The organism is Mesorhizobium sp. USDA 4413 (assembly GCF_056280365.1).
In genome coordinates this window covers 3,103,335-3,128,418 of sequence record NZ_JBVPRP010000001.1, presented here as the reverse complement: position 1 = coordinate 3,128,418, position 25,084 = coordinate 3,103,335, and the positions used below count along the sequence as shown (strand labels likewise).

18 protein-coding genes, 1 tRNA gene and 1 pseudogene are annotated in these 25,084 nt (G+C 64.4%); 11 read left to right on the top strand and 9 right to left on the bottom strand.

The genetic code is table 11. The features are described from left to right. Positions 1–201: 201 nt before the first annotated feature. Positions 202–1,725 (bottom strand): helicase HerA-like C-terminal domain-containing protein, encoded by a 1,524-nt coding sequence (locus ACVMIM_RS14920; protein ID WP_476112831.1) that lies wholly within the window; start codon positions 1,723–1,725, stop codon positions 202–204. Between the two features lie 251 nt (positions 1,726–1,976). On the opposite strand from ACVMIM_RS14920, the gene ACVMIM_RS14915 reads away from it, so the two are divergent. From ACVMIM_RS14915 to ACVMIM_RS14905, 3 genes are all read left to right on the top strand, one after another. Continuing rightward, the gene (locus ACVMIM_RS14915) at positions 1,977–3,419 is read left to right on the top strand and encodes a methylmalonyl-CoA mutase subunit beta (RefSeq protein ID WP_476112830.1); all 1,443 of its coding nucleotides are present in this window, start codon (positions 1,977–1,979) and stop codon (positions 3,417–3,419) included. Further along, positions 3,416–5,539: a methylmalonyl-CoA mutase gene (gene scpA / locus ACVMIM_RS14910; RefSeq protein WP_476112828.1), complete on the top strand. Its 2,124-nt coding sequence runs from the start codon at positions 3,416–3,418 to the stop codon at positions 5,537–5,539. Before ACVMIM_RS14915 ends, scpA begins: the two co-directional genes overlap by 4 nt. Before the next feature lie 99 nt (positions 5,540–5,638). Next, entirely contained in the window at positions 5,639–5,824 is a 186-nt protein-coding gene (locus ACVMIM_RS14905; RefSeq protein ID WP_476112826.1) for an AbrB/MazE/SpoVT family DNA-binding domain-containing protein, read from the top strand. An 8-nt stretch (positions 5,825–5,832) separates the two neighbouring features. Here the strand turns inward: ACVMIM_RS14905 and greA are convergent, their stop codons facing one another. Next, positions 5,833–6,315: a transcription elongation factor GreA gene (gene greA / locus ACVMIM_RS14900; protein WP_041002259.1), complete on the bottom strand. Its 483-nt coding sequence runs from the start codon at positions 6,313–6,315 to the stop codon at positions 5,833–5,835. A 106-nt stretch (positions 6,316–6,421) separates the two neighbouring features. Here greA and ACVMIM_RS14895 point away from each other — a divergent pair, with 106 nt between their 5' ends. Beyond that, complete coding sequence (locus tag ACVMIM_RS14895) at positions 6,422–7,798, top strand: TIGR03808 family TAT-translocated repetitive protein (protein ID WP_476112824.1); 1,377 nt, start codon at positions 6,422–6,424, stop codon at positions 7,796–7,798. On the opposite strand, the gene ACVMIM_RS14890 is transcribed toward ACVMIM_RS14895, so the two are convergent. Together ACVMIM_RS14890 and ACVMIM_RS14885 are read right to left on the bottom strand one after the other, a co-directional pair. Beyond that, entirely contained in the window at positions 7,795–8,799 is a 1,005-nt protein-coding gene (locus ACVMIM_RS14890) for an asparaginase (RefSeq protein WP_476112823.1), read from the bottom strand. The genes ACVMIM_RS14895 and ACVMIM_RS14890 overlap by 4 nt on opposite strands. 52 nt (positions 8,800–8,851) lie before the next feature. Beyond that, positions 8,852–10,018, bottom strand: a complete 1,167-nt coding sequence (locus tag ACVMIM_RS14885; protein WP_476112821.1) for an acetyl-CoA acetyltransferase — start codon at positions 10,016–10,018, stop codon at positions 8,852–8,854. Positions 10,019–10,207: 189 nt separating this feature from the next. Between ACVMIM_RS14885 and betI the strand changes: the two genes are divergently transcribed. The 5 genes and pseudogenes from betI to betB all read left to right on the top strand — a co-directional run bounded on the left by betI (position 10,208) and on the right by betB (position 16,484). Further along, positions 10,208–10,798 carry a transcriptional regulator BetI gene (gene betI, locus ACVMIM_RS14880; protein ID WP_476112819.1) on the top strand — a complete coding sequence of 197 codons (591 nt, stop codon included), beginning with the start codon at positions 10,208–10,210 and terminating at the stop codon, positions 10,796–10,798. Further along, a complete protein-coding gene (gene betC, locus ACVMIM_RS14875; RefSeq protein ID WP_476112817.1) occupies positions 10,795–12,324 on the top strand; it encodes a choline-sulfatase in 1,530 nt (509 codons plus the stop codon). Before betI ends, betC begins: the two co-directional genes overlap by 4 nt. Then, positions 12,321–13,326: pseudogene (locus ACVMIM_RS14870) on the top strand (threonine/serine dehydratase). Before betC ends, ACVMIM_RS14870 begins: the two are co-directional and overlap by 4 nt. Then, on the top strand, positions 13,319–14,971 hold the full coding sequence (gene betA / locus ACVMIM_RS14865) for a choline dehydrogenase (RefSeq protein WP_476112815.1): 1,653 nt from the start codon (positions 13,319–13,321) through the stop codon (positions 14,969–14,971). Before ACVMIM_RS14870 ends, betA begins: the two are co-directional and overlap by 8 nt. 49 nt (positions 14,972–15,020) lie before the next feature. Further along, positions 15,021–16,484, top strand: a complete 1,464-nt coding sequence (betB, locus tag ACVMIM_RS14860) for a betaine-aldehyde dehydrogenase (RefSeq protein WP_476112813.1) — start codon at positions 15,021–15,023, stop codon at positions 16,482–16,484. Here betB and ACVMIM_RS14855 read toward each other — a convergent pair. Then, on the bottom strand, positions 16,478–18,718 hold the full coding sequence (locus ACVMIM_RS14855; RefSeq protein WP_476112811.1) for an AGE family epimerase/isomerase: 2,241 nt from the start codon (positions 18,716–18,718) through the stop codon (positions 16,478–16,480). The genes betB and ACVMIM_RS14855 overlap by 7 nt on opposite strands. Positions 18,719–18,909: 191 nt before the next feature. On the opposite strand from ACVMIM_RS14855, the gene ACVMIM_RS14850 reads away from it, so the two are divergent. Continuing rightward, a tRNA-Pro gene (locus tag ACVMIM_RS14850) sits at positions 18,910–18,986 on the top strand. A gap of 180 nt (positions 18,987–19,166) precedes the next feature. Next, on the top strand, positions 19,167–19,496 hold the full coding sequence (locus ACVMIM_RS14845; RefSeq protein ID WP_476112809.1) for a hypothetical protein: 330 nt from the start codon (positions 19,167–19,169) through the stop codon (positions 19,494–19,496). A gap of 28 nt (positions 19,497–19,524) precedes the next feature. On the opposite strand, the gene ACVMIM_RS14840 is transcribed toward ACVMIM_RS14845, so the two are convergent. The 4 genes from ACVMIM_RS14840 to ACVMIM_RS14825 form a co-directional block, all read right to left on the bottom strand. After that, entirely contained in the window at positions 19,525–21,141 is a 1,617-nt protein-coding gene (locus tag ACVMIM_RS14840; RefSeq protein ID WP_476117235.1) for an ABC transporter ATP-binding protein, read from the bottom strand. A gap of 17 nt (positions 21,142–21,158) precedes the next feature. Continuing rightward, a complete protein-coding gene (locus ACVMIM_RS14835; RefSeq protein WP_278049631.1) occupies positions 21,159–22,283 on the bottom strand; it encodes an ABC transporter permease in 1,125 nt (374 codons plus the stop codon). After that, positions 22,276–23,199 carry an ABC transporter permease subunit gene (locus ACVMIM_RS14830; RefSeq protein ID WP_041002282.1) on the bottom strand — a complete coding sequence of 308 codons (924 nt, stop codon included), beginning with the start codon at positions 23,197–23,199 and terminating at the stop codon, positions 22,276–22,278. The genes ACVMIM_RS14835 and ACVMIM_RS14830 overlap by 8 nt, the downstream gene beginning before the upstream one ends. Before the next feature lie 173 nt (positions 23,200–23,372). Further along, positions 23,373–24,965, bottom strand: a complete 1,593-nt coding sequence (locus ACVMIM_RS14825) for a peptide ABC transporter substrate-binding protein (protein WP_476112807.1) — start codon at positions 24,963–24,965, stop codon at positions 23,373–23,375. Between the last annotated feature and the right edge of the window lie 119 nt (positions 24,966–25,084).

The window sequence follows — 25,084 nt, the reverse complement described above, 5'->3', positions numbered from 1 at the left end:
GCTGCTATCCGCTTGTTCTCAAGTAAGATTTTTTCGTCGCAAGGTAACAAGGGCGGCCTCTGACGCGTCAGCTGCCATGCAAGTTTCGCTTGGCGCGGCGAGCGACAGATCCAACACCCTAGAGGCGGAACCACTTGCTGCGACGGGACAGACGCCCGTTTGATCCGGCGGGCCAGGAAAGCGGACGGCTTAGCCCGCGCGCTACCGCCCCCGGGCCAGGCTCCCAAGGATGCCGCGGACAATGGCACGGCCGACGGAGGAGCCGACCGAGCGCACCACCGACTTGATGGCGGCTTCAGCGACGGTCTGGCGGTTGGAAGACCGGCGATTGCCTGTTCCCAAAACATCGTCGAAACCGGGAATGGTCCAGCGCGAGCCGCCGCTGTTCTGCTGCTTTGCCTGCGCCTCGGCGTCCTGCGCCTCCTTCGTCTTCTTCTGCAGGATTTCGAAAGCCGATTCCCGATCGACGGTATCGTCGTACTGGCCGGCGACAGGGCTCTCGGCGATGATCTTGCGGCGCTCGTCCGGCGTGATCGGCCCAAGCCTGGATGACGGCGGCCGGATCAGCGTGCGCTGGACCATGGCCGGCACGCCCTTGTCCTCCAACATCGAAACCAGCGCCTCGCCGGTGGCGAGCTGGGTGATGGCGGTGGCGCAATCGAAATCGGGATTGGGCCGGAAGGTCTCGGCCGCGGTGCGCACCGCCTGCTGTTCGCGCGGCGTATAGGCGCGCAGCGCGTGCTGGACGCGGTTGCCGAGTTGGGCCAGCACCTTTTCCGGGATATCGAGCGGGTTCTGGGTGACGAAATAGACGCCGACGCCCTTGGAACGGATTAGCCGCACCACCTGCTCGACGCGGTCGATCAGAACCTTCGGCGCATCCTCGAACAAGAGATGCGCCTCGTCGAAGAAGAACACCAGCTTCGGCCGGTCGAGATCGCCGACCTCGGGCAGTTCCTCGAACAGTTCCGACATCAGCCAGAGCAGGAAGGTGGCGTAGAGCCTGGGATTCATCATCAATTTGTCGGCGGCCAGGACGCTGATCGCGCCGCGGCCGTCGCGCGTCGTGCGCATCAGATCGGCGACGCGCAACGCCGGCTCGCCGAAGAAATTCGCGGCACCCTGCTGATCGAGCACCAGGAGCGTGCGCTGGATGGCGCCGACGGAGGGCTTGGTCACATTGCCATACCGTGCGCTGAGTTCGTCGGCTCGCTCTGCAATGTTGGCGAGCAGCGCCTGCAAGTCCTTCAAATCGAGCAGCAGCAGGCCTTCCTCATCGGCGATGCGGAAGGCGATATTCATGACGCCTTCCTGAGCTTCCGTGAGGTTCATCAGCCGCGACAAAAGCAGCGGTCCCATCTCGGAAATCGTGGCGCGGATTGGATGGCCCTGCTCGCCGAACAGGTCCCAGAAAATGACAGGGAATTCCTGGAACTGATAGGGATCGAGCTTCACCTCTCCGGCGCGCTTGACCAAAAAATCCTTGGCTTCGCCCATCATGGATATGCCGGAAAGGTCGCCTTTGATGTCGGCGCAGAAAACAGGCACGCCGGCGTTCGAAAAGCCCTCGGCCAGGATCTGCAGGCTGACCGTCTTGCCGGTGCCGGTGGCCCCGGTGACGAGGCCGTGGCGGTTGCCGTAGCGCAGCAAAAGCGCTTCGGCGCGCTGGTAGGAATCGTCGGGCTTGCGGCTGGCGCCGATGAAGATGCTGGTCTCGTCAACCATATCCGGTCTCCGCAATCTGTTCCGCTCAAAGGGCCTCACCCGAGGTATAGTAACGCTCATCGCATGCGGCAATGCCCAGTGTCGATTTAGGGCGCATCGAATTTGGCCTTTGGCGCTTGCGGATTCCGCGCATGTTTGGCAATCGATTGGCCGGCCGCGGAAAAAACCCGGCCGGATGACGCATTGTGATATCTGGTTCGCGGCCCTAGATTGGCTGGACCGGCTGATGCGGCCGAGAAGCGAGGAGAGCGATGGGCGCCGGCGCCTTGACCAGGGATGTCGACCTTCCGAACCCGGACGCCAAGCGTTGGCAGGCCTTGGCGGAAAAGGCGCTTGCCGGCGGTTCCTTCGAGGAAAAGCTCGTCTCCCATACCGATGACGGCATCCGCATCGAGCCGCTCAGCCACCGCTCGACGTCCGCCGAGCCATTGCTCCGCACAAATCCGACTGCGCCGTGGATCGTCAGCCAGCGCGTTGACGATCCGGACATCGCCCGGGCCAGCGCGCAAGCGCTGGAAGACATCGCCCAAGGCGCCACCGGCCTGTCGCTTGTCTTCGAGGGGGCGCCGAATGCCTTCGGCTACGGCCTGCCGCGCACCGCGGAAGCCTTGGAAAGAGTGCTCGACGGCGTGCCGCTCAACCGCGTGCAGGTGCGCATCGACGCGCATCCCTGGAGCCGCGCGGTCGCCGACTGGCTGCTCGCTTTCTTGAGCAAACGCCGCTCCGATCCGGCCAAGCTCAACCTCTCCTTCGGCATCGACCCGGCGGCGATCTTCGCCGGAACCGGGCGGTTGCGCACTTCGATCGAGGCGCTGCAGGAATCGATGCCTCAGTCGCTGGCGCATTTCTTCTCGATGGGCGTGCCGGGTGTGCTGCTCGAGGCCGACGGCCGGGTCTTCCATAATGCCGGCGCCACCGAGGCGCAGGAGCTCGGCACGATGATGGCCTCCGTCGTGTCCTATCTCAGGATGTTCGAGAAGGCGCGCCAGCCGCTGGTCTATGCGGCACCTTATATCGGCTTCGCGCTCAGCGTCGATCAGGACCAGTTCCTGTCGATGGCCAAGGTGCGGGCGTTGCGCAAGCTCTGGGCGCGCATCCAGGAAGCTTGCTCGATCCCGGCCTCGACCGCCAGCATCCATGCCGAGACCTCCTACCGCATGATGACGATGGCCGACCCGGAGACCAACATCCTGCGCACTGCGATCGCGGCCTTCGCGGCGGCAACCGGCGGCGCCGATTCGATCTCGATTCTGCCGCATACGATCGCGCATGGCCTGCCGGCCGGCTTTGCCCGCCGCATCTCCCGCAACGCCCAGCTCATCATGGCCAAGGAGAGCCATCTCTACCATGTCGCCGACCCCGCCAACGGCTCGGGCGCGGTCGAAGCGCTGACCGACGATCTCTGCACCGCGGCCTGGGAAGAATTCCAGCGCATCGAGGCCGAGGGCGGCGTGCTCGCCAGCCTGCAGCAGGGCTACATCCAGAATCGCGTCCAGACTGCCGCCGCCAGGCGCAATGGCGCCTACCGGGCCGGCGAACGCGGCATTGTCGGCACGACGCTTTACCGCGTCGGCCGCGAGCGCCCGGTCGAGACCCTGCCGCAGGAGCGGCGTCCGGCCCTGACCGAAGGCGTTGCGACCTGCGAGCCGCTGTTTCCGGTGCGCATCGACCAGTCGATCGGAGCCGGATCATGATCCCGGATTTCAGCCAGATCGGCTGGTCGGCGCCGCGGCACGCGCCGGTCGAGCTCAAAGGCCAGCGGATGACGCCGGAAGGCATTGCCGTCAAACACCTCTACACGCAAGGCGACCTCAAAGGACTTGCCAATCTCGACACTTATCCGGGTATGCCACCCTTCGTGCGCGGCCCCTACCCGACCATGTATGTCCAGCAGCCCTGGACAATCCGGCAATATGCCGGGTTCTCGACGGCGGAGGAATCCAACGCCTTCTACCGGCGCAACCTCGCCGCCGGCCAGAAGGGCCTCTCGGTCGCCTTCGATCTCGCCACTCATCGCGGCTATGACAGTGACCATCCCCGCGTCGCCGGCGATGTCGGCATGGCGGGCGTGGCGATCGATTCCATTCTCGACATGCGGCAGCTCTTCGACGGCATTCCGCTGAACGAGATGACCGTGTCGATGACCATGAACGGCGCCGTGCTGCCGATCATGGCGCTCTACATCGTGGCGGCGGAGGAACAGGGCGTTGCCGAGAAGGATCTCGCCGGAACCATTCAGAACGACATTCTGAAGGAGTTCATGGTCCGCAACACCTACATCTATCCGCCGAAGCCTTCGATGCGGATCGTGTCGGACATTTTTGCCTACACCTCCAAGCACATGCCGAAGTTCAACTCGATCTCGATCTCCGGCTACCACATGCAGGAAGCGGGCGCGACGGCCGACCTCGAGCTCGCCTACACCATTGCCGACGGCATCGAATATGCGCGCGCCGGCGTTGCCGCAGGCCTCGACATCGACCGCTTCGCGCCGCGCCTGTCCTTCTTCTGGGCGATCGGCATGAACTTCTTCATGGAGGTCGCCAAGCTCAGGGCCGCAAGGCTGCTCTGGTCGAACCTGATGCAGAAGAATTTCGCGCCGAAGGACGAGCGCTCGCTGTCGCTGCGCACCCACTGCCAGACGTCTGGCTGGTCGCTGACGGCGCAGGATCCCTACAACAACATCACGCGCACGATGCTCGAGGCGATGGCGGCGACGCAGGGGCATACGCAATCGCTGCACACCAATTCCTTCGACGAGGCGATGGCGCTGCCGACCGACCATTCGGCCCGCATCGCCCGCAACACGCAGCTCATTCTGCAAAAGGAATCCGGCACCACCCGCATGATCGATCCGTGGGGCGGCTCGGCCTATGTCGAGCGGCTGACGCATGATCTGGCGGCGCGCGCGCTCGCCCATATCGAGGAGGTCGAAAGCCTCGGCGGCATGGCGGCGGCGATCGAGAAAGGCATTCCGAAGCTGCGCATCGAGGAAGCGGCGGCGCGCACGCAGGCGCGCATCGATTCCGGCGAACAGGTGCTGGTCGGCGTCAACGCGCACCGGCCGCAAACGGATATCGAAGTCGATGTGCTGAAGATCGACAATGCCGAGGTGAAGGCCAGGCAGTTGGCGAAGCTGCAGCGGCTCAAAGGCACCCGCGACGTCGCAGCACTGGAAAACGCGCTGGCGGCCCTTTCCCGCGCGGCCGAGGGCGACGAGAATCTGCTCGAATTCGCGATCCGCGCCGCGCGCGCCAACGCCACCGTGGGCGAGATCTCGCTGGCGCTGGAAAAAGTGTTCGGCCGCCACACGGCGGCGGTGCAGACGATCTCCGGCGTCTATCGCGACGCGCTCGGCGACAACCCGGCGCTTGAGCGGTTGCAGGAGAAGATCGAGGCGTTCGAGAACAAATCCGGCGGCAAGCCGCGTATCCTGGTCGCCAAGATGGGCCAGGACGGACACGACCGCGGCCAGAAGGTGATCGCCAGCGCCTTTGCCGATCTGGGCTTCGACGTGACCGTCGGGCCGATGTTCCAGACGCCGGACGAGATCGCGAAGCTTGCGGTGCAGCACGACGTCGACATCATCGGCGCGTCATCGCTCGCAGCCGGGCACCTGACGTTGATCCCCGAGCTCAAGGACGCGCTGAGGAAGCTCGGCCATGGGGACATGCTCATCGTCGCCGGCGGCGTTATCCCGCCGCAGGACTATGACGCGGTGCTGGCGGCGGGCGCGGCGGAGATCTTCCCCCCGGGAACAGTCATTCCAGAGGCGGCAAACCGGCTGATGGATCGGTTGCTGGCGGCTCAGTAAAGGCTTGCTGAACCGGCTGAAAGATTGTTCTACATTCCGAGACACAACTAAGGCGCGATAATTTTTAAGACGATCATCCATACACACGGATCAGGAGCCTTGCTGCTGCCACGCGAAATGCTTGACAGCTTGGACCTTCAAGCCGGCGATGAGTTCCAGATCATCGAAACCGACGGCGGCCTCATTCTAAGCCGCCCCCGCGACGACAACCCCGAACGGCAAATGAACGCCGCTCGCGATGTCATGGGCGGATACGAGGCTGCACTGCGGAAGCTTGCAAAGTAAGCCGGCGGCTAATTCTCGGCCCTGTCCGAAAGCTTGACGATTTCCCATTCCCTGCCGTTGACGGTCACGACCTCGCCGACCTTCTTGCCGAACAGGGCCACGGCCATCGGTGACACGTGGGAAATGCTGCCCTTGGACGGGTCGGCCTCGTCTTCGCCGACGATCCGCCAATGCACCTTCTTGCCGTCGTCGCCCTCCAACGTCACGCCCATGCCGAAGCGCACGACTTCGCTGCCCGGCTCCGGCACGGAAAGCTCCGCGCTCTCGCGCCGGGCAGTCCAATAGCGCAGGTCGCGCGACACGACTGCGATGCGCTCCCGGTCGCCCTTCCTTTCGGCCTTGGCCAACATGTCGCGCAGGTCGGCGAGGTTGTCCTCGATCATCGCCAGGCCGCGCTCCGTCACCAGATTGCGGTGCGTGCTGATCGGCCGCTCGCCGACGCCGGCAATGGCGTTTTCGCTGTCTTCTTCGCGGGTGAAAGCTCTGCTCATAAAATGAACTTAGGCTTGGCGAGGCGACTGCACAAGCGGTTTGCCGGTTAGCCCGCCCTGGCACGATTCCTGCGACGCACAAGGCGAAACGCCAGGACCTGTGCCGATGTTGAACAGACGAACGCTGCTTGCCCGGACCGCGGGCCTTGCCGTCGCCGGCATCTTTGCCGGCAAGGCATCGGCGAAGTCGCTGCCTGGCATCGAGATGGCGGCCATGCGAGGCTCGATCAACGCCACGGAGATCGGCGTGCAGCCGGGCGCGGTTGACGACCAGAGCAAGGCTTTCGCCAGGATGCTGGCCGAAGCCAGCGACCGCGATGCGCCGGTGTTCCTGCCGCCCGGCACCTATCTCGTCTCGAACCTCAAGCTGCCCGCCCGCGTGCGCCTCTCGGGCGTACCCGGCGCGACGCGCATCGTCTATGGCGGCAACGGTCATCTGATGATGGCCGAACAGGCCGAGCATATCGAGCTCAGCGGGCTGGTGCTCGACGGCGCCAACCGCTGGCTGGCCGACTACACGCAGGGGCTGCTCGATGTGCGCCGCGTCGGCCATTTGACAATCGACAACTGCCAGGTGACCGGCAGCGGCAAGAACGGGTTGGCGCTCGAGCACGCCGTCGGCCGCATCGGCCGGTCCGATATTTCGGGTGCGGCGGATGCCGGCATCTATTCGGTCGAGGCCGGCGGGCTGGAGATTTCCGGCAACACCGTTTCCGATTGCGCCAATGGCGGCATCCTGGTGCATCGCTGGCAGGCGGCGGAGGACGGCACCATCGTCAGCGGCAACCGCGTCCAGAGGATCGGCGCACGCAGCGGCGGCACCGGCCAGAACGGCAACGGCATCAACGCCTTCCGCGCCGGCAACGTCATCATTTCGGGCAATGTCGTCTCCGACTGCGCCTTTACCGCGATCCGCGCCAACAGCGCGAGCAATCTGCAGATCACCGGCAACACCTGCTCGCGCTCCGGCGAGACCGGGATCTACTCGGAATTCTCCTTCGAAGGCGCGATCCTCAGCAACAACCTTGTCGACGGCGCCGCCAACGGCATCTCGATCGTCAATTTCAACGAAGGCGGCCGCATGGCGGTGTGCTCGAACAACATCGTGCGCAATCTCTCGACCACCGGTCCCTACACTGCCGATCCGCCCGGTTTCGGCGTCGGCATCAGCGCTGAGGCCGACACCACGGTTTCCGGCAATGTCGTCGAGAATGCGCCGCTCTACGGTATGCAGCTTGGCTGGGGCCCCTATCTGCGCAATGTCGCGGCGACCGGCAACATCATCCGCAAGGCGGGCACCGGTATCGTCGTTTCGGTCGTCGAAGGCTCCGGCAGCGCCGTCATCTCTGAGAATGTCATCGACGGCGCGCAGAACGGCGCCATCATCGGCCAGCGCTGGGCCGATCCGGTGACCGGGGACCTATCCCAAACGACCGATACCGGCTACGCGCATCTCACCGTCGAGCGCAACAAGGTGAGCTAGCTCAGAGCCGCCGTCGGCCGCAGCAAGCCGACCTTGGCGCCGACGCGGCTTTCGACCGCAGGATGGGCAAGCTCCGTGAGCTTTGCCGCTAGCGCTTCATCGGGGCGCAGCAGCTTCGCCAGCACCGCGGCGATCATCACCTCCGCTCCCCTGCCGGCGCCGTCATCGCATTTCAAGGCGATGCCGAGGCCGAGCTCTGGCAATGCCGCGCAATAGACGCCTTCGGCGCCGGTCTTGACGAAGATGCGGCCGGGCGCGGCCTGCATCAGCGCGACGTCCGCCTTGCCTGTGCCGGCGACCAGGAACGGCTCCGCCATGCAGGCCGAGAGCAGCCGCTTTGCAGCCTTGGCGCGCTCGGGCGAAAAGCCCCTGCCCGTCGCCATGCGGGCAAAGCCTAGCGCATAACTCTTCAACGGCACGGCATAGGTCGGGATCGAGCAGCCGTCGATGCCGCTGTTGTCCACACGGTGCACCGCGCCGGTCACGGCTTGCATGGCGTCGCGCACGATCTCCTGCTGCGCATGACCGGCCTTGACGTAACCGGCATGCGCGATGCCGGCATGCACGCAGGTGCAGAGGAAGCCGGAGTGCTTGCCGGAACAGTTGTTGTGCAAAGCGTTGGGTACGCCGCCGGCGCGAGCGAGCGCAATGCTGGCATCATGGCTCGAAGGCCAATGCGCGCCGCACTCCAGCGCCGTCTTGTCGAGGCCCGCCTTGGCGAGCATTGCGGCAGCCAGTTCGACATGGGCCGGCTCGCCCGAATGCGAGGCGCAGGCCAGCGCCAGTTCGCGGTTGCCGAAGCCATAGGCGTCGGCAGCGCCGGACTCGACCAACGGCAATGCCTGGATCGCCTTCACCGCGGAGCGTGGGAAAACCGGACGGTCCGTGTCGCCGATCTCCCAAACGGGCTTGCCGTCGGCGTCGAAGACCGAAACCGCGCCGCGGTGCCTGCTTTCGACCACCGCGCCGCGCGTGACTTCGACCAGAACCGGATTCGTCATGTCGCCTCCCGCACGCGCGCCCAGGGGCGCGCCGCTTCAATGCGGGCCGCTTCTAGCGAATCCTGTCGAGAATGGAAACGTAATTGGCCACCGCCGCGCCGCCCATGTTGAAGATGCCGCCGAGCTTGGCGCCCGGCACCTGGATACCGCCGGCCTCGCCGGTCAGTTGCATGGCGGTCAGCACATGCATCGACACACCGGTGGCGCCGATCGGGTGGCCCTTGGCCTTCAGACCCCCGGAGGGATTGACCGGCAGGCGGCCGTCCTTCGCCGTCGTGCCATCCAGCGCCAGCTTGGCGCCCTCGCCGGGCTTCGCGAGACCCATTGCCTCATACTCGATGAGTTCGGCGATAGTGAAGCAGTCATGCGTCTCGACGAAGGAAAGGTCGTCCAGCGTCACGCCGGCCTTCTTCAGCGCCTGCTCCCAGGCGCGCTCGCAGCCTTCGAAAGAAAGGATGTCGCGCTTCGACATCGGCAGGAAATCCTGGACATGCTCATTGGCGCGGAAGGTCACGGCACGGCGCATCTTCAATGCTGTCGCGGTGTCGGTCAGCACAAGCGCCGCGGCGCCGTCCGAGACCAGCGAGCAGTCGGTGCGCTTCAGCGGGCCAGCCACGAACGGGTTCTTCTCGCTTTCCTGGCGGCAGAACTCATAGCCGAAATCCTTGCGCATCTGCGCATAAGGATTGTCGACGCCATTCCGGTGGTTCTTGGCCGCGATCATGGCCAGCGCATCGGACTGGTCGCCATAGCGCTGGAAATAGGCCTGCGCGATCTTGCCGAAGACGCCGGCAAAGCCTGCCGGCGTGTCGCCGTCTTCCGGCAAATAGGAAGCCTTGAGCAGGTTCTTACCGATCTCCGGCCCGGGCGTGGTCGTCATCTGCTCCGCCCCGACCACCAGCACGATGCGGGCGGCATTGGCGTCGATGGCGCGGATGCCCTGACGGACGGCGGCCGAACCGGTGGCGCAGGCATTCTCGACGCGCGTCGCCGGCTTGAAGCGCAGCCGGTCATCGGTCTGCAGCACGAGGCTCGCGGTGAAATCCTGCGGCGAAAAGCCGGCGTTGAAGTGGCCAAGCACGATCTCGTCGACATCGTCCGGACCGATGCCGGCATGGTCGAGCGCTTCGGCCGCAACCTTGGTGATCAGGCCTTCCAGCGTTTCGCCTTCGAGCTTGCCGAAGCGCGAATGCGCCCAGCCGACGATGCATGCGGTCATGGCAACCTCCATTTGCGCCGCAGCCTAGCACGATCCTTGGCGGCACGTGATTCAATATTGTTCAATGATGAACCGTTTTCCAGACCCACGCCATGGGCCAGAACGACACGATCGGTTGATCCCGGTGTCGATTTTTTATTGATTGACGCGTCAATAAAAAATAGTCTTGGCCCGAACCGGACCCCCAGGATGCCGAAAATCGGAATGGAGCCCCTACGCCGCAAGGCGCTGATCGACGCGACGATCTCGGCGATCGGCGAGCGCGGATCGCTGGACGTGACCATGTCGGAGATCGCCGGGCGCGCCGGCGTGTCGTCGGCGCTGGCGCATCATTATTTCGGCGCCAAGGACGAGCTGCTGTTCGCGACGATGCGGCACATCCTGGCCGAGCTCAACACCGATACAAGGCGTGCGTTCGCCCTTGCCGCCACACCGCGCCAGCGCGTCTCGGCCGTCGTCGCCGTCAGCTTTTCCGACGAGCAGTTCCAGCCCCAGATCATCGCTGCCTGGCTCGCCTTCTATGTCGAGGCACAGAAATCGACCGAGCTGCGGCGGCTGCTGCGCGTCTATGCGCGGCGGCTGCATTCGAACCTGATGAGCGGGCTGACCGGCATTCTGCCTCGGACCGAGGCCGACCGCGTGGCCGAAGCGACCGCGGCGCTGATCGACGGGCTCTATATCCGCCGCGCGCTGAAGGACGGCACCCCCAACGCGCAGAGCGCCATCGCGCTCATCGAAGACTATCTCGAAACCAAGCTCAACAGACGGAGCCTGCCTTGACCACCCGGCGACCCAATTTCCTGATCGTCATGGTCGATCAGCTCAACGGCACGCTCTTCCCGGACGGGCCGGCCGAATTCCTGCATGCGCCGCATCTTAAGGCGCTTGCAGCGCGCTCGGCGCGCTTCGCCAACAACTACACCGCCTCGCCGCTCTGCGCGCCGGGCCGCGCCTCGTTCATGAGCGGACAACTGCCCTCGCGCACCCAAGTCTATGACAACGCCGCCGAGTTCGCCTCCTCGATCCCGACCTACGCCCATCATCTGCGCAGCGCCGGCTACCACACGGTGCTTTCCGGCAAGATGCATTTCGTCGGTCCCGACCAGTTGCACGGCTTCGAGGAGCGGCTCACCACCGACATCTACCCCGCCGATTTCGGCTGGACGCCGGACTACCGGAAGCCGGGCGAGCGCATCGACTGGTGGTACCACAATCTGGGTTCGGTCACCGGCGCCGGCGTCGCAGAAATCACCAACCAGATGGAATATGACGACGAGGTCGCCTTCCACGCGACGCAAAAGCTTTATGAGTTTGCGCGCGTATCAGATGACGCAGACCGGCGCCCTTGGTGCCTCACCGTCTCCTTCACCCATCCGCATGACCCCTATGTCGCGCGGCGCAAATATTGGGACCTTTACGAGGACTGCCCGGCGCTGGAGCCGGAGGTCGGCTTCATCCCGTATGACAGCCAGGATCCGCATTCGAAGCGGCTCTACAAGGCATCCGACTACGACAGTTTCGATATCACGCCGGAGCAGGTGCGCCGCTCACGGCGCGGCTACTTCGCCAACATCTCCTATCTCGACGACAAGGTCGGCGAATTGCTGTCGGTGCTGGAGCGCACGCGCATGGCTAACGACACGATCGTGCTGTTCTGCTCCGACCATGGCGACATGCTGGGCGAGCGCGGCCTGTGGTTCAAGATGTGCTTTTATGAAGGCGCGGCACGCGTGCCTTTGATGATGGCCGGCAAGGGCATCGAGGCAGGCCTGATCGGCGTGCCCGTCTCCAATCTCGACGTGGCGCCGACGCTCTGCGACCTCGCCGGCATCGATATGAGCGGGATTTCGCCATGGACGGACGGCCAATCGCTGCTGCCGCTCGCCGGCGGCATGGAGCGCTCGGCGCCGGTGCTGATGGAATATGCGGCCGAAGGCTCCTACGCGCCGATGGTGGCGATCCGCGAGGGCAAATACAAATTCGTCCATTGCGAGCTCGACCCGCCGCAGCTTTTCGACCTCGATGCCGATCCGCGCGAGCTCGACAATCTCGCCGCCGACCCGGCTAACGCCGATCTGGTCTCGGCCTTCATGGAAAAGGTCCGCGCGCGCTGGAATATGGCGAGCTTCGACGCCGCCGTGCGCGAAAGCCAGGCGCGCCGCTGGGTCGTCTATCCGGCGTTGCGCAACGGCGCCTACTACCCATGGGAGTTCCAACCGCTGCAGAAGGCGTCGGAACGCTACATGCGCAACCACATGAACCTCGACAATCTCGAAGAGAGCAAAAGGTATCCGAGGGGCGAATGATGGCAGACATTCTCGTCCCTACGCTTGATCATCTGAAGCGGGCCTATGCCGTCACCTCGACGGCGACGCAGGTGACGCCGCTCCTGGAGTCGGCGGCTTTGGCCAAGGAGACCGGCGCCGCGCGCGTCTTCGTCAAGCCGGAGTCGCTGCAATGGGCCGGTTCCTTCAAGGTGCGCGGCGCCTATTGGCGGCTGAACCGGCTGTCGCCGGATGAGGCGAAAAAGGGCGTGGTGGCCTATTCTTCCGGCAATTTTGCGCAAGGACTGGCGGCCGCCGGCCAGGCGCTCGGCATTCCTGTCACCATCGTCATGCCGATCGATGCGCCCGCCGCCAAGCGTGACGCGACGGCCGGCTATGGCGCGCGGGTGGTGCTGACTGATCATGGCGACCGGCGCCCGCGAGGAGGTCGCCGCCGCCAAGGCGCGCGAGATCGCCGAGACCGAGCACCTCACCCTTCTCCACCCCTTCGACGATCCGGAGATCGTCGCCGGCCAGGCCGGCGCAGGGCTTGAAGCGCTCGACCAGTTGTCAACGAAGAAGGCGCATGCCGACCTGGTGTTCTGCTCGGTCGGCGGCGGCGGACTGATCGGCGGCGTCTCGCTCGCCTTCCATTATCTGTCGCCCAAGACCGAGATCATCGCCGTCGAGCCGGAGGGTTTCAACGGCATGGGCTCGTCGCTGGCGCATGGTGCGATCGAGACCATGCCGATCGGGCCGAAATCGATTTGCGACGGGTTGATGGCGCGCAAGCCCGGCGACGCGCCTTTTGCGGCGGTAAGCGCTGCCGGCGTTCGGGGCGTCACCGTTGATGACGCCTCGGTGCGGCGGGCGATGAAGATAGCCTTCGAGCGGATGAAGCTGGTGCTGGAGCCTTCGGGCGCGGCGTCACTGGCGGCGCTGCTCGGGGGCAATGTGGATGTGGCGGGCAAGACCGTCCTTGTTGTGGCTACCGGCGGCAATGTCTCGCTCGCCGACTTTATGGCGCATATGAACAATGCTTGAAGCGGATTTCGTCATCATCGGCTCCGGCTCCGCCGGCTCGGCCATGGCCTATCGGTTGTCGGAAGACGGCAAGCACTCGGTGATCGTCATCGAGTTCGGCGGCACCGATATGGGACCACTGATCCAGATGCCGTCGGCGCTGTCGATCCCGCTCAATATGAGCCTTTACGACTGGGGTTTCGCCAGCGAGCCGGAGCCGCATCTCGGCGGCCGCGTGCTGGCCACCCCGCGCGGCAAGGTGATCGGCGGCTCGTCCTCGATCAACGGCATGGTCTATGTTCGCGGGCATGCGCACGACTTCGACCACTGGGCCGAACAGGGTGCAGCCGGCTGGGCCTTCGCCGATGTGCTTCCCTATTTCAAGCGCATGGAGGATTCCGACGGCGGCGAGGACGGCTGGCGAGGCAAAGGCGGGCCGTTGCATGTGCAGCGCGGGACACGCAAGAACCCGCTCTACGGTGCGTTCATAGAGGCGGGTCGCCAGGCCGGTTTCGAGCTCACGGACGACTATAATGGTTCCAAGCAGGAAGGCTTCGGCCCGATGGAGCAGACCATTCTAGGCGGTCGCCGCTGGTCGGCGGCGAATGCCTATCTCAAGCCTGCTCTGAAGCGCCGAAATGTTAGCCTGCTCAAGGGTTTCGCCCGGCGCGTGGTGATCGAGAATCAACGCGCGACCGGCGTCGAGATCGAAGCTAACAAAAAGATTCAGGTCGTTAAGGCGCGGCGTGAGGTGATTGTCGCGGCGTCGTCGATCAATTCGCCGAAGATCCTGATGCTGTCCGGCATCGGCCCGGGCGCGCACCTCCAGGAAAACGGCATAAAGGTTGTCGCCGACCGGCCGGGCGTCGGCGGCAATCTGCAGGACCATCTGGAGCTTTATATCCAGCAGGAATCGACAAGACCGATCACGCTGAACTCGGTGCTCAATCCTTTCTCCAAGGCGATGATCGGCGCGCAGTGGCTGTTCTTCAAGAGCGGGCTCGGCGCCACCAACCATTTCGAGGCAGCCGCCTTCGTGCGTTCGCAAGCCGGCGTCGACTATCCCGATATCCAGTACCACTTCATCCCGGCGGCGGTGCGCTATGACGGCAAGTCGGCGGCGAAGTCACACGGCTTCCAGGCGCATGTCGGACCGATGCGCTCGAAGTCACGCGGCTCGGTTACGCTGCGTTCGCCCGACCCGAAGGCGAAGCCGGTGATCCGCTTCAACTACATGTCGCATCCGGACGACTGGAGCGAGTTCCGCCACTGCATCCGGCTGACCCGCGAGATCTTCGGCCAGCAGGCCTTCGACGGCTTTCGCGGCAGGGAGATCTCGCCGGGCAGCCATGTGCAAACCGACGACGAGCTTGACGCCTTCATCCGCGACCATGCCGAAAGCGCGTATCACCCCTGCGGCACCTGCAGGATGGGCCGCGCCGACGACCTGACCGCCGTCGTCGATCCGGAATGCCGGGTGATCGGCGTCGAAGGCCTGCGCGTCGCCGACTCCTCGATCTTCCCGCGGGTGACCAACGGCAATCTCAACGCACCGTCGATCATGACCGGCGAGAAGGCATCCGACCACATTCTCGGCCGCACGCCGCTGGCGCCCTCCAACCAGGAACCCTGGATCAATCCGCGCTGGCAGGTGGCGGACCGATAGGGCATTGTCGGGCAGACCGCCCGATCGGCCAATAGTTCTGGAGAAAGCCATGCGCGCCCAACCGACGGCATCGCACTACGTCAACGGCCGCTACATCGAGGACGAAGGCGGCCCGCCACTGCCGGTGATCTATCCGGCTACCGGCGAAACCATCGCCACGCTGCATTCGGCGACGCCGAACGTGCTGGAGCTGGCGATCGAGGCCGCGCGCGCGGCGCAGCCGGCATGGGCGCGGCTGAAGCCGGTCGAACGGGGACGCATCCTGCGCCGCGCTGCCGACATTCTTCGCGCGCGCAATGCCGATCTTGCGCGGATCGAGACGCTCGACACTGGCAAGGCGATTCAAGAGACGCTGGTGGCGGATGCGCCTTCGGCCGCCGACTGCCTGGAATATTTCGCCGGCGCGGTCGCTGCCTTCAATGGCGAAATGATCGATCTCGGTGGACCCTTCGCCTACACACGGCGCGAGCCGCTCGGCGTCTGTGTCGGCATCGGCGCCTGGAACTATCCGATACAAATCGCCGGCTGGAAGTCGGCGCCGGCCTTGGCCATGGGCAATGCCATGGTGTTCAAGCCTTCGGAGAACACGCCGCTGTCGGCGCTGGCGTTGGCCGAAATATACAGCGAAGCGGGGTTGCCCGACGGGTTGTTCAACGTCGTGCAGGGCTATGGCGATGTCGGCGCCGGCCTTGTCGGCCACGATGTCGTGGCAAAAGTTTCGGTGACCGGCTCGGTGCCGACCGGCCGCAAGGTGCTGTCGCTTGCCGGCTCGAAAATGAAGCACGCGACGATGGAGCTCGGCGGCAAGTCGCCGCTGATCGTCTTCGACGACGCCGATCTCGAGAACGCCATTGGCGGCGCCATGCTCGGCAATTTTTACTCCACCGGCCAGATCTGCTCCAACGGCACCCGGGTCTTCGTGCAAAAGGGCCTGCATGACCGCTTCATCGAGCGGCTGGTCGAGCGGACGAAAAAGATCCGCATTGGCGATCCGCTTGACCCGGAAACCCAAATGGGGCCGCTGGTCAACAAGGCGCAGCAGGACAAGGTCGTTTCTTATATCGCCGCCGGCCAGCAGGACGGCGCCACACTCACCTGCGGCGGCAACGTGCCGTCGCTGCAAGGTTTCGAGGGCGGCTTCTTCGTCGAGCCGACGGTGTTCACCAATGTCACCGACACCATGCGCATCGCGCGCGAGGAGATTTTCGGGCCGGTGATGAGCGTCTTGAAATTCGACAGCGAGGACGAGGTGATCGAACGGGCCAACGACACCGAATTCGGCCTGGCGGCCGGTGTGTTCACGCGCGACCTGCCGCGGGCGCATCGGGTGATCGCCGAGTTGCAGGCCGGCACCTGCTGGATCAACGCCTACAATCTGACGCCGGTGGAAATGCCCTTCGGCGGCGTCAAGCAGTCCGGCATCGGCCGCGAGAATTCGCTCGCGGCGCTGGCGCATTACTCGCAGCTCAAGGCGGTCTATGTCGAGACCGGGGACGTGGCGGCGCCTTATTGAGACCTTTCCGCCGTGCCATCCAGATACTGCGTCAGCGCGTAGACCAGATGGTAGAAGATGCTTGCCGGCACCTCGGTCGCCATTGAGCGGCCACGCTCGTCGATGCGGTCGATCCACAGTCCGAGCGGCGCCGGGTCGATATGCCAGCGGAACAGGCGGCCGACGCGCGCCTCGATCTCAGGCTTGAGGTCCGGCCCGCCCGAGCCGTCCAGCGCGATCGCCGCCTTGATCGCCTCGGCCTGCGGCCAGCTGCGCGAGACCGTGTCGAGCGGCAGGCCCTGGCGCGAGACGGCGCCATAGGCGAGGCCGGTGGCGCGGTTGAGGCCGTTCGCAACGGCCGAGGCATAGAGCTTGCGGGCGAAGGCGGTGAGTTCGCCCTGGCCACTGCGGGCGGCGAAGTCGACCAGCAGCGAGGCCCATTCGAAATGATGGCCAGGCTCGGTCCAGCCGCCCTTCCCGTTCGCGGCCGGCTTCCAGCCCTCGTCGAAATACTCGCCCAGCGTCCAGCTTTCGGCATCGAAGAAATGGCTGCGGAAAAGGTCGATGATGCGCGCGGCGCGGCGCAGATAGGCGCGCTCGCCCGTCGCCTTGTGCCAGGCGAGAAAGGCCTCGAGCAGATGCATGTGCGGATTGGAACGCCGTTCTTCCGCACCGTCGGAAGTTTCCAGAAAGCCGGTCATGCGGGCATCCTCCAAATGCGCGTCGAGGAAGCCGAACGTCTCCTCGCCCAGCCTCAACGCGTCGGGATGGCCAGACATATGGGCGTGGGCGAGCGCCAGAAGCACGCAGGAATGATCGTAGGCGTCCTCGACCGGATCGGCGACCGAGCCGTCGATGTTCAGCGTGCGCACCCAGCCGCCACGCCCGGTGCGGCCCTGCCTCGCCATGAAGTCGATGCCATGCGCGATCAGCCGGTCGGCCGGCCCGTCCCAACCCCGCTCCTTGGCGACCGCGAAGGCATAGACCTGGCGCGCCTGCGTGCGCATGCGCTTCGGCTTCATCAGCGGCGAAGCATCGAAGCCCAGCGCCTCGTGAAAGCCACCATGGCGCTCGTCGACGCCGACCGTCGACCACAGCGGCAGCGTCTCCTCGAACAGCCAGTGGCGCACGCGCCGCCGCCAGGCACCGCTCTCGATGACGCGGTCATGCGCCGGCGTGAATCTCGTTTCCAGCCGGCCGGATTTCTCCAACTGCTCGACGATCTTCTTGACGTGCTGACTGTGGCTGACCGGAGCGACGAAGGTGGCATCGGCGGTGGAGACGATGGCAACGTCCTTCATGCCGATGGCCGACAGCAGGCGACCCTCGCTGCGGATATAGGAGTTCTGGCAGTCGATAGCGACGACATCCCCGACGATGACGTTGCCCTCACCATCGGACGGGCCGACATCGAGGAGCGACTGCCAGGAGCCGAGATCGTTCCAGCGGAAGCCGGCCGGCACCATGGCGATGTCCTTCGCGCGTTCCATGATGGCGTAGTCGATCGAGGTCGATGGGATCGCGGAATAAAGCTCAAGCGGCATATAGAGGCCGGACAGGTCGCTGGTCGCGGCCTTGTAGGCGGCTTCCGTCGCCTGCCAGATTTTCGGTTCATGAGCCGCGAAGGCGTCACGCATGGCGCCGGCGCGGAACAGGAAGATGCCGGTGTTCCAGAAAAAGCTGCCGGCGTCGAGATAGGCCTGCGCGGTGGCGAGATCGGGCTTCTCGACGAAACGCCAGACGTCGAAGACGCCGTCCTTGCCGGTCCCGACCTCGATATAGCCATAGCCCGTCTCGGGCTGAGTCGGCTTGAGGCCGAACACCACGAGCCGCCCGGCATTTGCGGCGGCCGCGCCCGCCTCGATGCTTTGCCAGAACTGAACGGTCGTCGAAATCTCATGATCTGACGGCACCACCAGCACAAGCTCGTCGCCATATTTGGAGAGCGTGCGCAGGCTGGCCAGCGCGACGGCGGCGGCCGTGTTGCGGCCCGTCGGCTCGAACAACGGCCCCCCGCCGGCAAGATCGACGCCGGCAAGGTCGGCATGGACGCGCTCGGCATGACGTTCCGCGGCGATGAGGAAAATCGGCGTCTCGCCTTGCGGCCGCGCCGCCAGACGGCGCAAGGTTTTGGCCAGCATCGAGCCGTCGCCCGAGAAGTCGTGGAACTGCTTGGGGTTGTCCTCGCGCGACAGCGGCCACAGCCGCGACCCGACGCCGCCGCTCATGACGAAACTGACGATGCGCTGGCTCATGAACGACCTTGTCAGAAATCCGGCTCCGATGCCCTGGACTTACGACAAAAGCCTTTAATCCCACCTTTACCCAAGAGCCAAATCCTATGCAGTTCGGGCAAGCTTCGCGAAAGAAAGGAAATGCGACAGAAGTGCAGTCATTGGCGCTTGCAGGATTGGAAAGTGGCGGCTATAAGCCCGCGGTCTGGTCACGGAGTGTAGCGCAGTCTGGTAGCGCACATCGTTCGGGACGATGGGGTCGCAGGTTCAAATCCTGCCACTCCGACCAGAAAAAACAAGCACGTGGATGCTTGCGATCCCGACCTTCCGCGTTAACCTTTGATCGTCGAACAGCGAGCCGGTTGGCTGCTGCCGCCCATTGTTCTCGACAGCCGGCCCTTACTTTGACCTAATGGCGTCATGTCCTTGGTTCGTGGAGCGCGGAGCCGCAGAGCGGCTAATTGAGGCAATGACGTTCAAGTTTACAGCCTTTTCGATCGCGACACTGCTTCTGGCGGCAGGCTGCTCTTCGACGACCGCGTCGATCAGCCCGGCGAAATACGACAAAATGAACTGCCCCGAACTCAACAATGCGGTCGGCGACACCGCCACCGATATTTCGCGCACCGCCATCGCTCGCGGCAAGGTCGCCAACACCAGCGTGCCGAGCTGGCTGCTCGGCGGCGAGCGCGTGAAGACGGCGATCGCCAACCGCGAAACTGCCCGGATCGAACGGCTGCAGCAACAGCAGCAGGTGATCGTCGCGACACGGAACCAGAGGTGCCCATCCTCGCCGTGAGGCAAGCGAGGCCAAGCTTTTGCCCGCTTCAGGCACTCATCCTGAACCGCGCCGTATCGATCGCGGCGTTCATCAGCGTCTGCGTGTAGGCCTCGCGCGGATTGTCGAAGATCTCCTGCGCCGGCCCTTCCTCGACGATCTTTCCCTGCTTCATGACGATGATGTAGTCGGCCATGGCGCGCACCACTGCGAGGTCGTGGCTGATGAAGAGGTAGGACAGTTCGTGGTCGGCCTGCAGCTTGCGCAACAATTCGACGATCTGCTTCTGCACCGACCGGTCGAGCGCCGAGGTCGGCTCGTCGAGCACCACCACTTTCGGCTTCAGGATCATGGCGCGGGCAATCGCGATGCGCTGCCGCTGGCCGCCGGAGAATTCGTGCGGGTAGCGGTTGCGCGCATTGGGGTCGAGGCCGACTTCGCGCAACGCCTCGACGGCACGCTGGTCGCGCTGCTTGCCGGTGAGCGAGGGCTCATGCACCAGTAGCCCTTCGGTGATCACCTGTCCGACGGTCATGCGCGGCGACAGCGAACCGAACGGGTCCTGGAAGACGAGCTGCAATTCGCGCCTGAGCGGCCGCATCGCCTGGCGGTCGGCCTCGGATATGTCGCGGTCGCCGAAGCGGATGACGCCGTCGCTGGGCAAGAGCCTCAGCAGCGCGCGACCGAGCGTCGACTTGCCCGAACCGGACTCGCCGACGATGCCGATCGTCTGGTTGCGCTTCAGCCGGATCGAGATCCTGTCCACCGCGCGCAGCATCAGCGGCTCGCCACCTAGGAAGCCGCCCCCGATCTTGAAGACGACCTCGACGTTACGGCCTTCGAGCAGCACGGGCGCATTGGCGGGCGGCGCCGCCTTGGTGCCGGTCGGCTCTGCCGCAAGCAGCATCTTGGTGTAGGCATGCTGCGGGTTGGCGAAGAGCGCTTCAACCTCGCCCTCTTCCACCACCTCGCCCTGGCGCATGACATAGACGCGGTCGGCGAAGCGGCGCACGATGCCGAGATCGTGGGTGATGAAGACGATCGCCATGCCAAGCTTGCGCTGCAATTCGGCGAGCAGCATCAGGATCTGCGCCTGGATGGTGACGTCGAGCGCCGTCGTCGGCTCGTCGGCGATCAGGATGTCGGGATCATTGGCAAGCGCCATGGCGATCATGACGCGCTGGCGCTGGCCGCCTGACATTTCGTGCGGGTAGGATTTCATTCGCCGTTCGGGATCGGGAATGTGCACCAGCCGCAAAAGCTTCAGCGCCTCTTCCCGTGCAGCCGGCGCCGAAAGCCCGCGGTGCCGGCGGATCGGCTCCATCAGCTGGTTGCCGATGGTGTAGAGCGGATCGAGCGAGGTCATCGGTTCCTGGAAGATCATGCTGATCTTGCGACCGCGCACCTTGTTGAGCTCACTCTTGGTCATCTCCAGAAGGTTGCGGCCGCGATAGTCGACCTGGCCGGTGGCCTCGCCGTTGGAGGACAGCAGGCTCATCGCCGCCATCATCGTCTGGCTCTTGCCGGAGCCGGATTCGCCGACGACGGCGACCGTCTCGCCGGCATTGACCTTGATGTTGATGCCTTTGACGGCCTCGACCGTGCCGTCGAGGGTCTGGAAGCGGACGCGCAGGTCCTTAACGCTGAGGATCGTTTCGGCGGCCATGTCAGCGGTCCCCATCTTTATCGATCCTTCGGGTCGAGCGCATCGCGCAGGCCGTCGCCGACGAAATTCAGCGCGAACAGCGTCGAGACGAGGAAGAAGGCCGGGAACAGGAGCAGCCAGTTGGCGTAGCCGATGTTCTTGGCGCCGACCGAGATCAGCACGCCCCAGCTGGTCATCGGCTCCTGCACGCCGAGACCGAGGAAGGAGAGGAAGCTCTCCAGGATGATGACCTGCGGTACTAGCAGCGTCATGTAGATGACCACCGGGCCGAGCAGGTTGGGGATGACATGGCGCAACAGGATGCCGCGCTGGCCGACGCCCATGGCCTCCGCCGCCTGCACATATTCCTGCCTGCGGATCGACAGCGCCTGGCCGCGCACGATGCGCGCCATGTCCAGCCACAGCACCGCGCCGACCGCCAGGAACATCAGCACGAAGTTGCGGCCGAAGAACACCACCAGCATGATGACGAAGAATATGAAAGGCAGCGAATAGAGCACGTCGACGATGCGCATCATCACCTCGTCGACCCGGCCGCCGGCGAAGCCCGCGATCGCGCCGTAGATGACGCCGATGACGCCGGCGACGACGCCGGCAAGCAGGCCGATGGCCAAGGAGATGCGTCCGGCCATCAGCGTGCGCGAGAGCAGATCGCGGCCGGTATTGTCCGTTCCGAAGAAGAAATATTGCTGCTTCACGGCCGAGCTCATCGTCATTTCGAGGCCGTCGGGCGACTTGTTCTCGATCCTGGTGTCGTCGAAGGCGTCGGAGCGGTCGAGATAGCGGATGTTGCGATCATCGATGGGCTTGGTCGCGGTGATGGTGACGATGACGCGATTGCCGTCCTGGTGCCATTCCTTGATGTCGGCGCGCATGCGCTTGATAGCGTCGCCCAGAGCACCCTGGATCATGTCCGGCTTCGGATAGGCCGAGAGGCTCGGCGGCGTGCGCACATAATCGCCATAGATGGTGGTGTATTCATGCGGCACGACCATGGGGCCAAACACGCTGATGACGGCAATGAATGCCAGATAATAGAGGCTGAACATGGCGGCGCGGTTGCGCTTGAGCCGCGCCCAGGCATTGCCCCAGAGCGAGCGGCCGACGATCGGCTCGGGCACGGCGACGGCAAGCTCAGTCATAGCGCACCCTCGGATCGACGACCGCGTAGAGCAGGTCGACGATCAGGTTGAAGACGATGGTGAAGAGCGCGATCACCACCACCGTTCCCATGACCAGCGTGTAGTCGCGGTTAAGCGCTGCATCGACGAAGTAGCGGCCGACGCCGGGAATGGAAAAGATCGTCTCGACGATGATCGAGCCGGTCAGGAGCGCGGCGGCCGCCGGCCCCGTGAAGGAGACGATTGGCAACACGGCGCCGCGCAACGCGTGCTTGACCACGACCGACCAGTCGGAGAGGCCGAGCGCGCGCGCGGTGCGGATATGGTGCGAGCGCAGGCTCTCGATCATCGAGCCGCGCATCAGGCGGGCGACGATGGCGATCTGCGGCAGAGCGAGCGTCAGCACCGGCCCGACCTTGTTGATCAAGGCGCCGTCACCCCAGCCGCCGATCGGCAACAGCTTCCAGGAAAGCCCGAAGACGAGCTGGATCACCGGGGCGGTGACGAAGGTCGGGATGGTGCTGCCGGCGGTGGCCAACGCGATCACCGAATAGTCGGCTATTTTATTCTGGTTGAGCGCCGCGATCGTGCCGAGGATCGAGCCCAGCAGCAGCGCCAGCACCAGCGCCGAGGTGCCGATCTGCACCGAGATCGGCAGGCCCTTGGCGAAGAGTTCGGTGACGGTGAAATCCGGCAAGTTGTAGCTCGGGCCGAAACTGCCGCGCAAAAGATTGCCGAGATAGTGGACATATTGCAGCCAGAGCGGATCGTTGAGACCGAACTGGGCTTCAAGATTGGCCCTGATCTCGGGGCTCAGGCCCCGCTCCTGGTTGAACGGGCCGCCCGGGGCGACACGGATCAGGAAGAACGCCACCGTCACGATAACGAACAGTGTCGGGATGGCGGTCAACAGCCGCCGGAAGACATAACGCAGCATCGGCGCCCCGCTTCAGCCAGGGCGACAGCTCTCCAGACGAGACCGTGGCGCGCTGGCATCTCTGATCTTCGCACCGGGATTGCCGAAATCCAATCCGACTTTCGGCCCGGCGCGACGACAGACCGCGACCGCCGCTCCCAAGAAGAGAGCGGCGGCACGGCCAAGGTTTCGTGTCAGTCCTTGGAGATGAAGCGGGACGGATGAATGTCCATCACATTGTCCTCGAAGCCATGCAGCTTGGAGGAAACGATGTCGTGGTAGCTGTAATAGAGAAGCGGGATCTCGCCGACATCGTCGACGAGGATGCGCTCGGCTGCAGCCAAGTCCTTCATGCGCTCCTCGGGCTTACCGCCGGCGGCGGCGGCCTTGTCCATGGCTGCTTCATAGGCCGGGCTGTTATAGTTCGAGTAGTTGTTGCCGCTCGCCTTGCGCGAGATACCTAGGAAGGTCTCCGGATCCTTGTAGTCGGCAATCCAGGCGGCGCGGGCGACGTCGTAATTGCCCTTCTGCTCGAGGAAGCCATAGTGGGTCTTGGTGTCGGTGTTGAGCAGCGTCACCTCGACGCCGAGCGGCTTCAGCTGTTCCTGGATGGCGACCGCCGTGTTCTTATGGTTCTCCGAGGTGTTGTAGCGGATTTCCATCTTCAACGGATGCTCGGGCGTGTAGCCTAGCTTTTCCAGGATCTTCTTGGCCGCATCCTCGCGGTCGATCTGCGGCATGTCGGCATATTTGGCCAGCGCCGGCGTGTAACCTTCGATGCCCGGAGGCACCATCGAATATCCAGGCAGCATGGAGTTCTGCCAGACTTTCTCGGCGAGGAAGTCGCGATCGATCGCCATCGAGATGGCGTTGCGCAACTCGACATTGTCCCAAGGCGCCTTGTCGGTCTTGATCGCATAATAATAGGTGCCGAGATATGGCCCGACACGGATCTGGTCGCCGAATTTGGTTTTGAGATCGGCGAGTTGTTCAGTCGGCAGGTCGCCATAGCTGTCGAGTTCGCCTGCCTCGAAGCGCTTCATCGCCGACGAGCGATCCTCGGTCGGGATGTAGTTGACCACGTCGAGCTTGACGCTCGCGGCGTCCCAGAACTTCGGGTTCTTGACCAATTTCATGTGATCGTTGGGGACCCACTCCGCCAGCGTATAGGCGCCGTTGGAGACCAGCTTGCCCGGCTTGATCCAGTCGGCGCCGAGCTTGTCAATGGAAGCCTTGTTGACCGGATAGGTCGCCTGGTGGGTCAGCATCTCCAGGAAGTAGGGCGTCGGAGCCTTCAGCGTGACTTCAAGCGTGTTGGCGTCGATCGCCTTCACGCCCATATCCTCGGCCTTGCCTTTCTTGGTGTTGAAGTCCTCGGCGCCCTTCACCGGATAGAGCATCGAGGCGTATTCCGCAGCGGTGGCCGGATCTTCCAGTCGATGGAACGAATAGACAAAGTCGTCCGCCGTCACCGGGGTGCCGTCCGACCAGAGGCCATCCTTGCGCAGCTTGAAGGTGTAGACAGTGCCGTCATCCGATACCGTCCAGCTTTCGGCGGCGCCCGGAATGAGATTCGTCTTCTGATCATGCATGACCAGGCCTTGGAACAGGTCGCGTATAATATCGGCTTCGTAGACTGTCGACGTCTTGTGCGGATCGACCGTCTCCGCCTCGGCGGCGGCGCCGCGGTTGTAGACGGTCTCGGCGAAGGCCGGCGCGTAGAAGGTGCCAGCGGCCAAGGCCATGGTGGTGGCGAACACCGTCGCCTTCAGCATGTTTTTCAGCATGAAGTCTCTCCCTGTCGGCGCAGCCCCTCAGCCGCGCCTTTCTTAAGTTTTGACACCTCGGAACCGTTGAAACGGCCCCGTTTTAGGCGTGCCGCCGGTCCCTTCCGGCGGCTGGTGGC

Coding starts and splice junctions, on each gene's coding strand:
- ACVMIM_RS14825 (WP_476112807.1), bottom strand. CDS start 24,965: ATGCTGAAAAACATGCTGAAGGCGACGGTGTTCGCCACCACCATGGCC.
- ACVMIM_RS14915 (WP_476112830.1), top strand. CDS start 1,977: ATGGGCGCCGGCGCCTTGACCAGGGATGTCGACCTTCCGAACCCGGAC.
- ACVMIM_RS14835 (WP_278049631.1), bottom strand. CDS start 22,283: ATGACTGAGCTTGCCGTCGCCGTGCCCGAGCCGATCGTCGGCCGCTCG.
- ACVMIM_RS14885 (WP_476112821.1), bottom strand. CDS start 10,018: ATGACCGCATGCATCGTCGGCTGGGCGCATTCGCGCTTCGGCAAGCTC.
- ACVMIM_RS14890 (WP_476112823.1), bottom strand. CDS start 8,799: ATGACGAATCCGGTTCTGGTCGAAGTCACGCGCGGCGCGGTGGTCGAA.
- ACVMIM_RS14920 (WP_476112831.1), bottom strand. CDS start 1,725: ATGGTTGACGAGACCAGCATCTTCATCGGCGCCAGCCGCAAGCCCGAC.
- betI (WP_476112819.1), top strand. CDS start 10,208: ATGCCGAAAATCGGAATGGAGCCCCTACGCCGCAAGGCGCTGATCGAC.
- ACVMIM_RS14840 (WP_476117235.1), bottom strand. CDS start 21,141: ATGGCCGCCGAAACGATCCTCAGCGTTAAGGACCTGCGCGTCCGCTTC.
- ACVMIM_RS14845 (WP_476112809.1), top strand. CDS start 19,167: ATGACGTTCAAGTTTACAGCCTTTTCGATCGCGACACTGCTTCTGGCG.
- ACVMIM_RS14895 (WP_476112824.1), top strand. CDS start 6,422: ATGTTGAACAGACGAACGCTGCTTGCCCGGACCGCGGGCCTTGCCGTC.
- ACVMIM_RS14855 (WP_476112811.1), bottom strand. CDS start 18,718: ATGAGCCAGCGCATCGTCAGTTTCGTCATGAGCGGCGGCGTCGGGTCG.
- greA (WP_041002259.1), bottom strand. CDS start 6,315: ATGAGCAGAGCTTTCACCCGCGAAGAAGACAGCGAAAACGCCATTGCC.
- scpA (WP_476112828.1), top strand. CDS start 3,416: ATGATCCCGGATTTCAGCCAGATCGGCTGGTCGGCGCCGCGGCACGCG.
- ACVMIM_RS14830 (WP_041002282.1), bottom strand. CDS start 23,199: ATGCTGCGTTATGTCTTCCGGCGGCTGTTGACCGCCATCCCGACACTG.
- betA (WP_476112815.1), top strand. CDS start 13,319: ATGCTTGAAGCGGATTTCGTCATCATCGGCTCCGGCTCCGCCGGCTCG.
- betB (WP_476112813.1), top strand. CDS start 15,021: ATGCGCGCCCAACCGACGGCATCGCACTACGTCAACGGCCGCTACATC.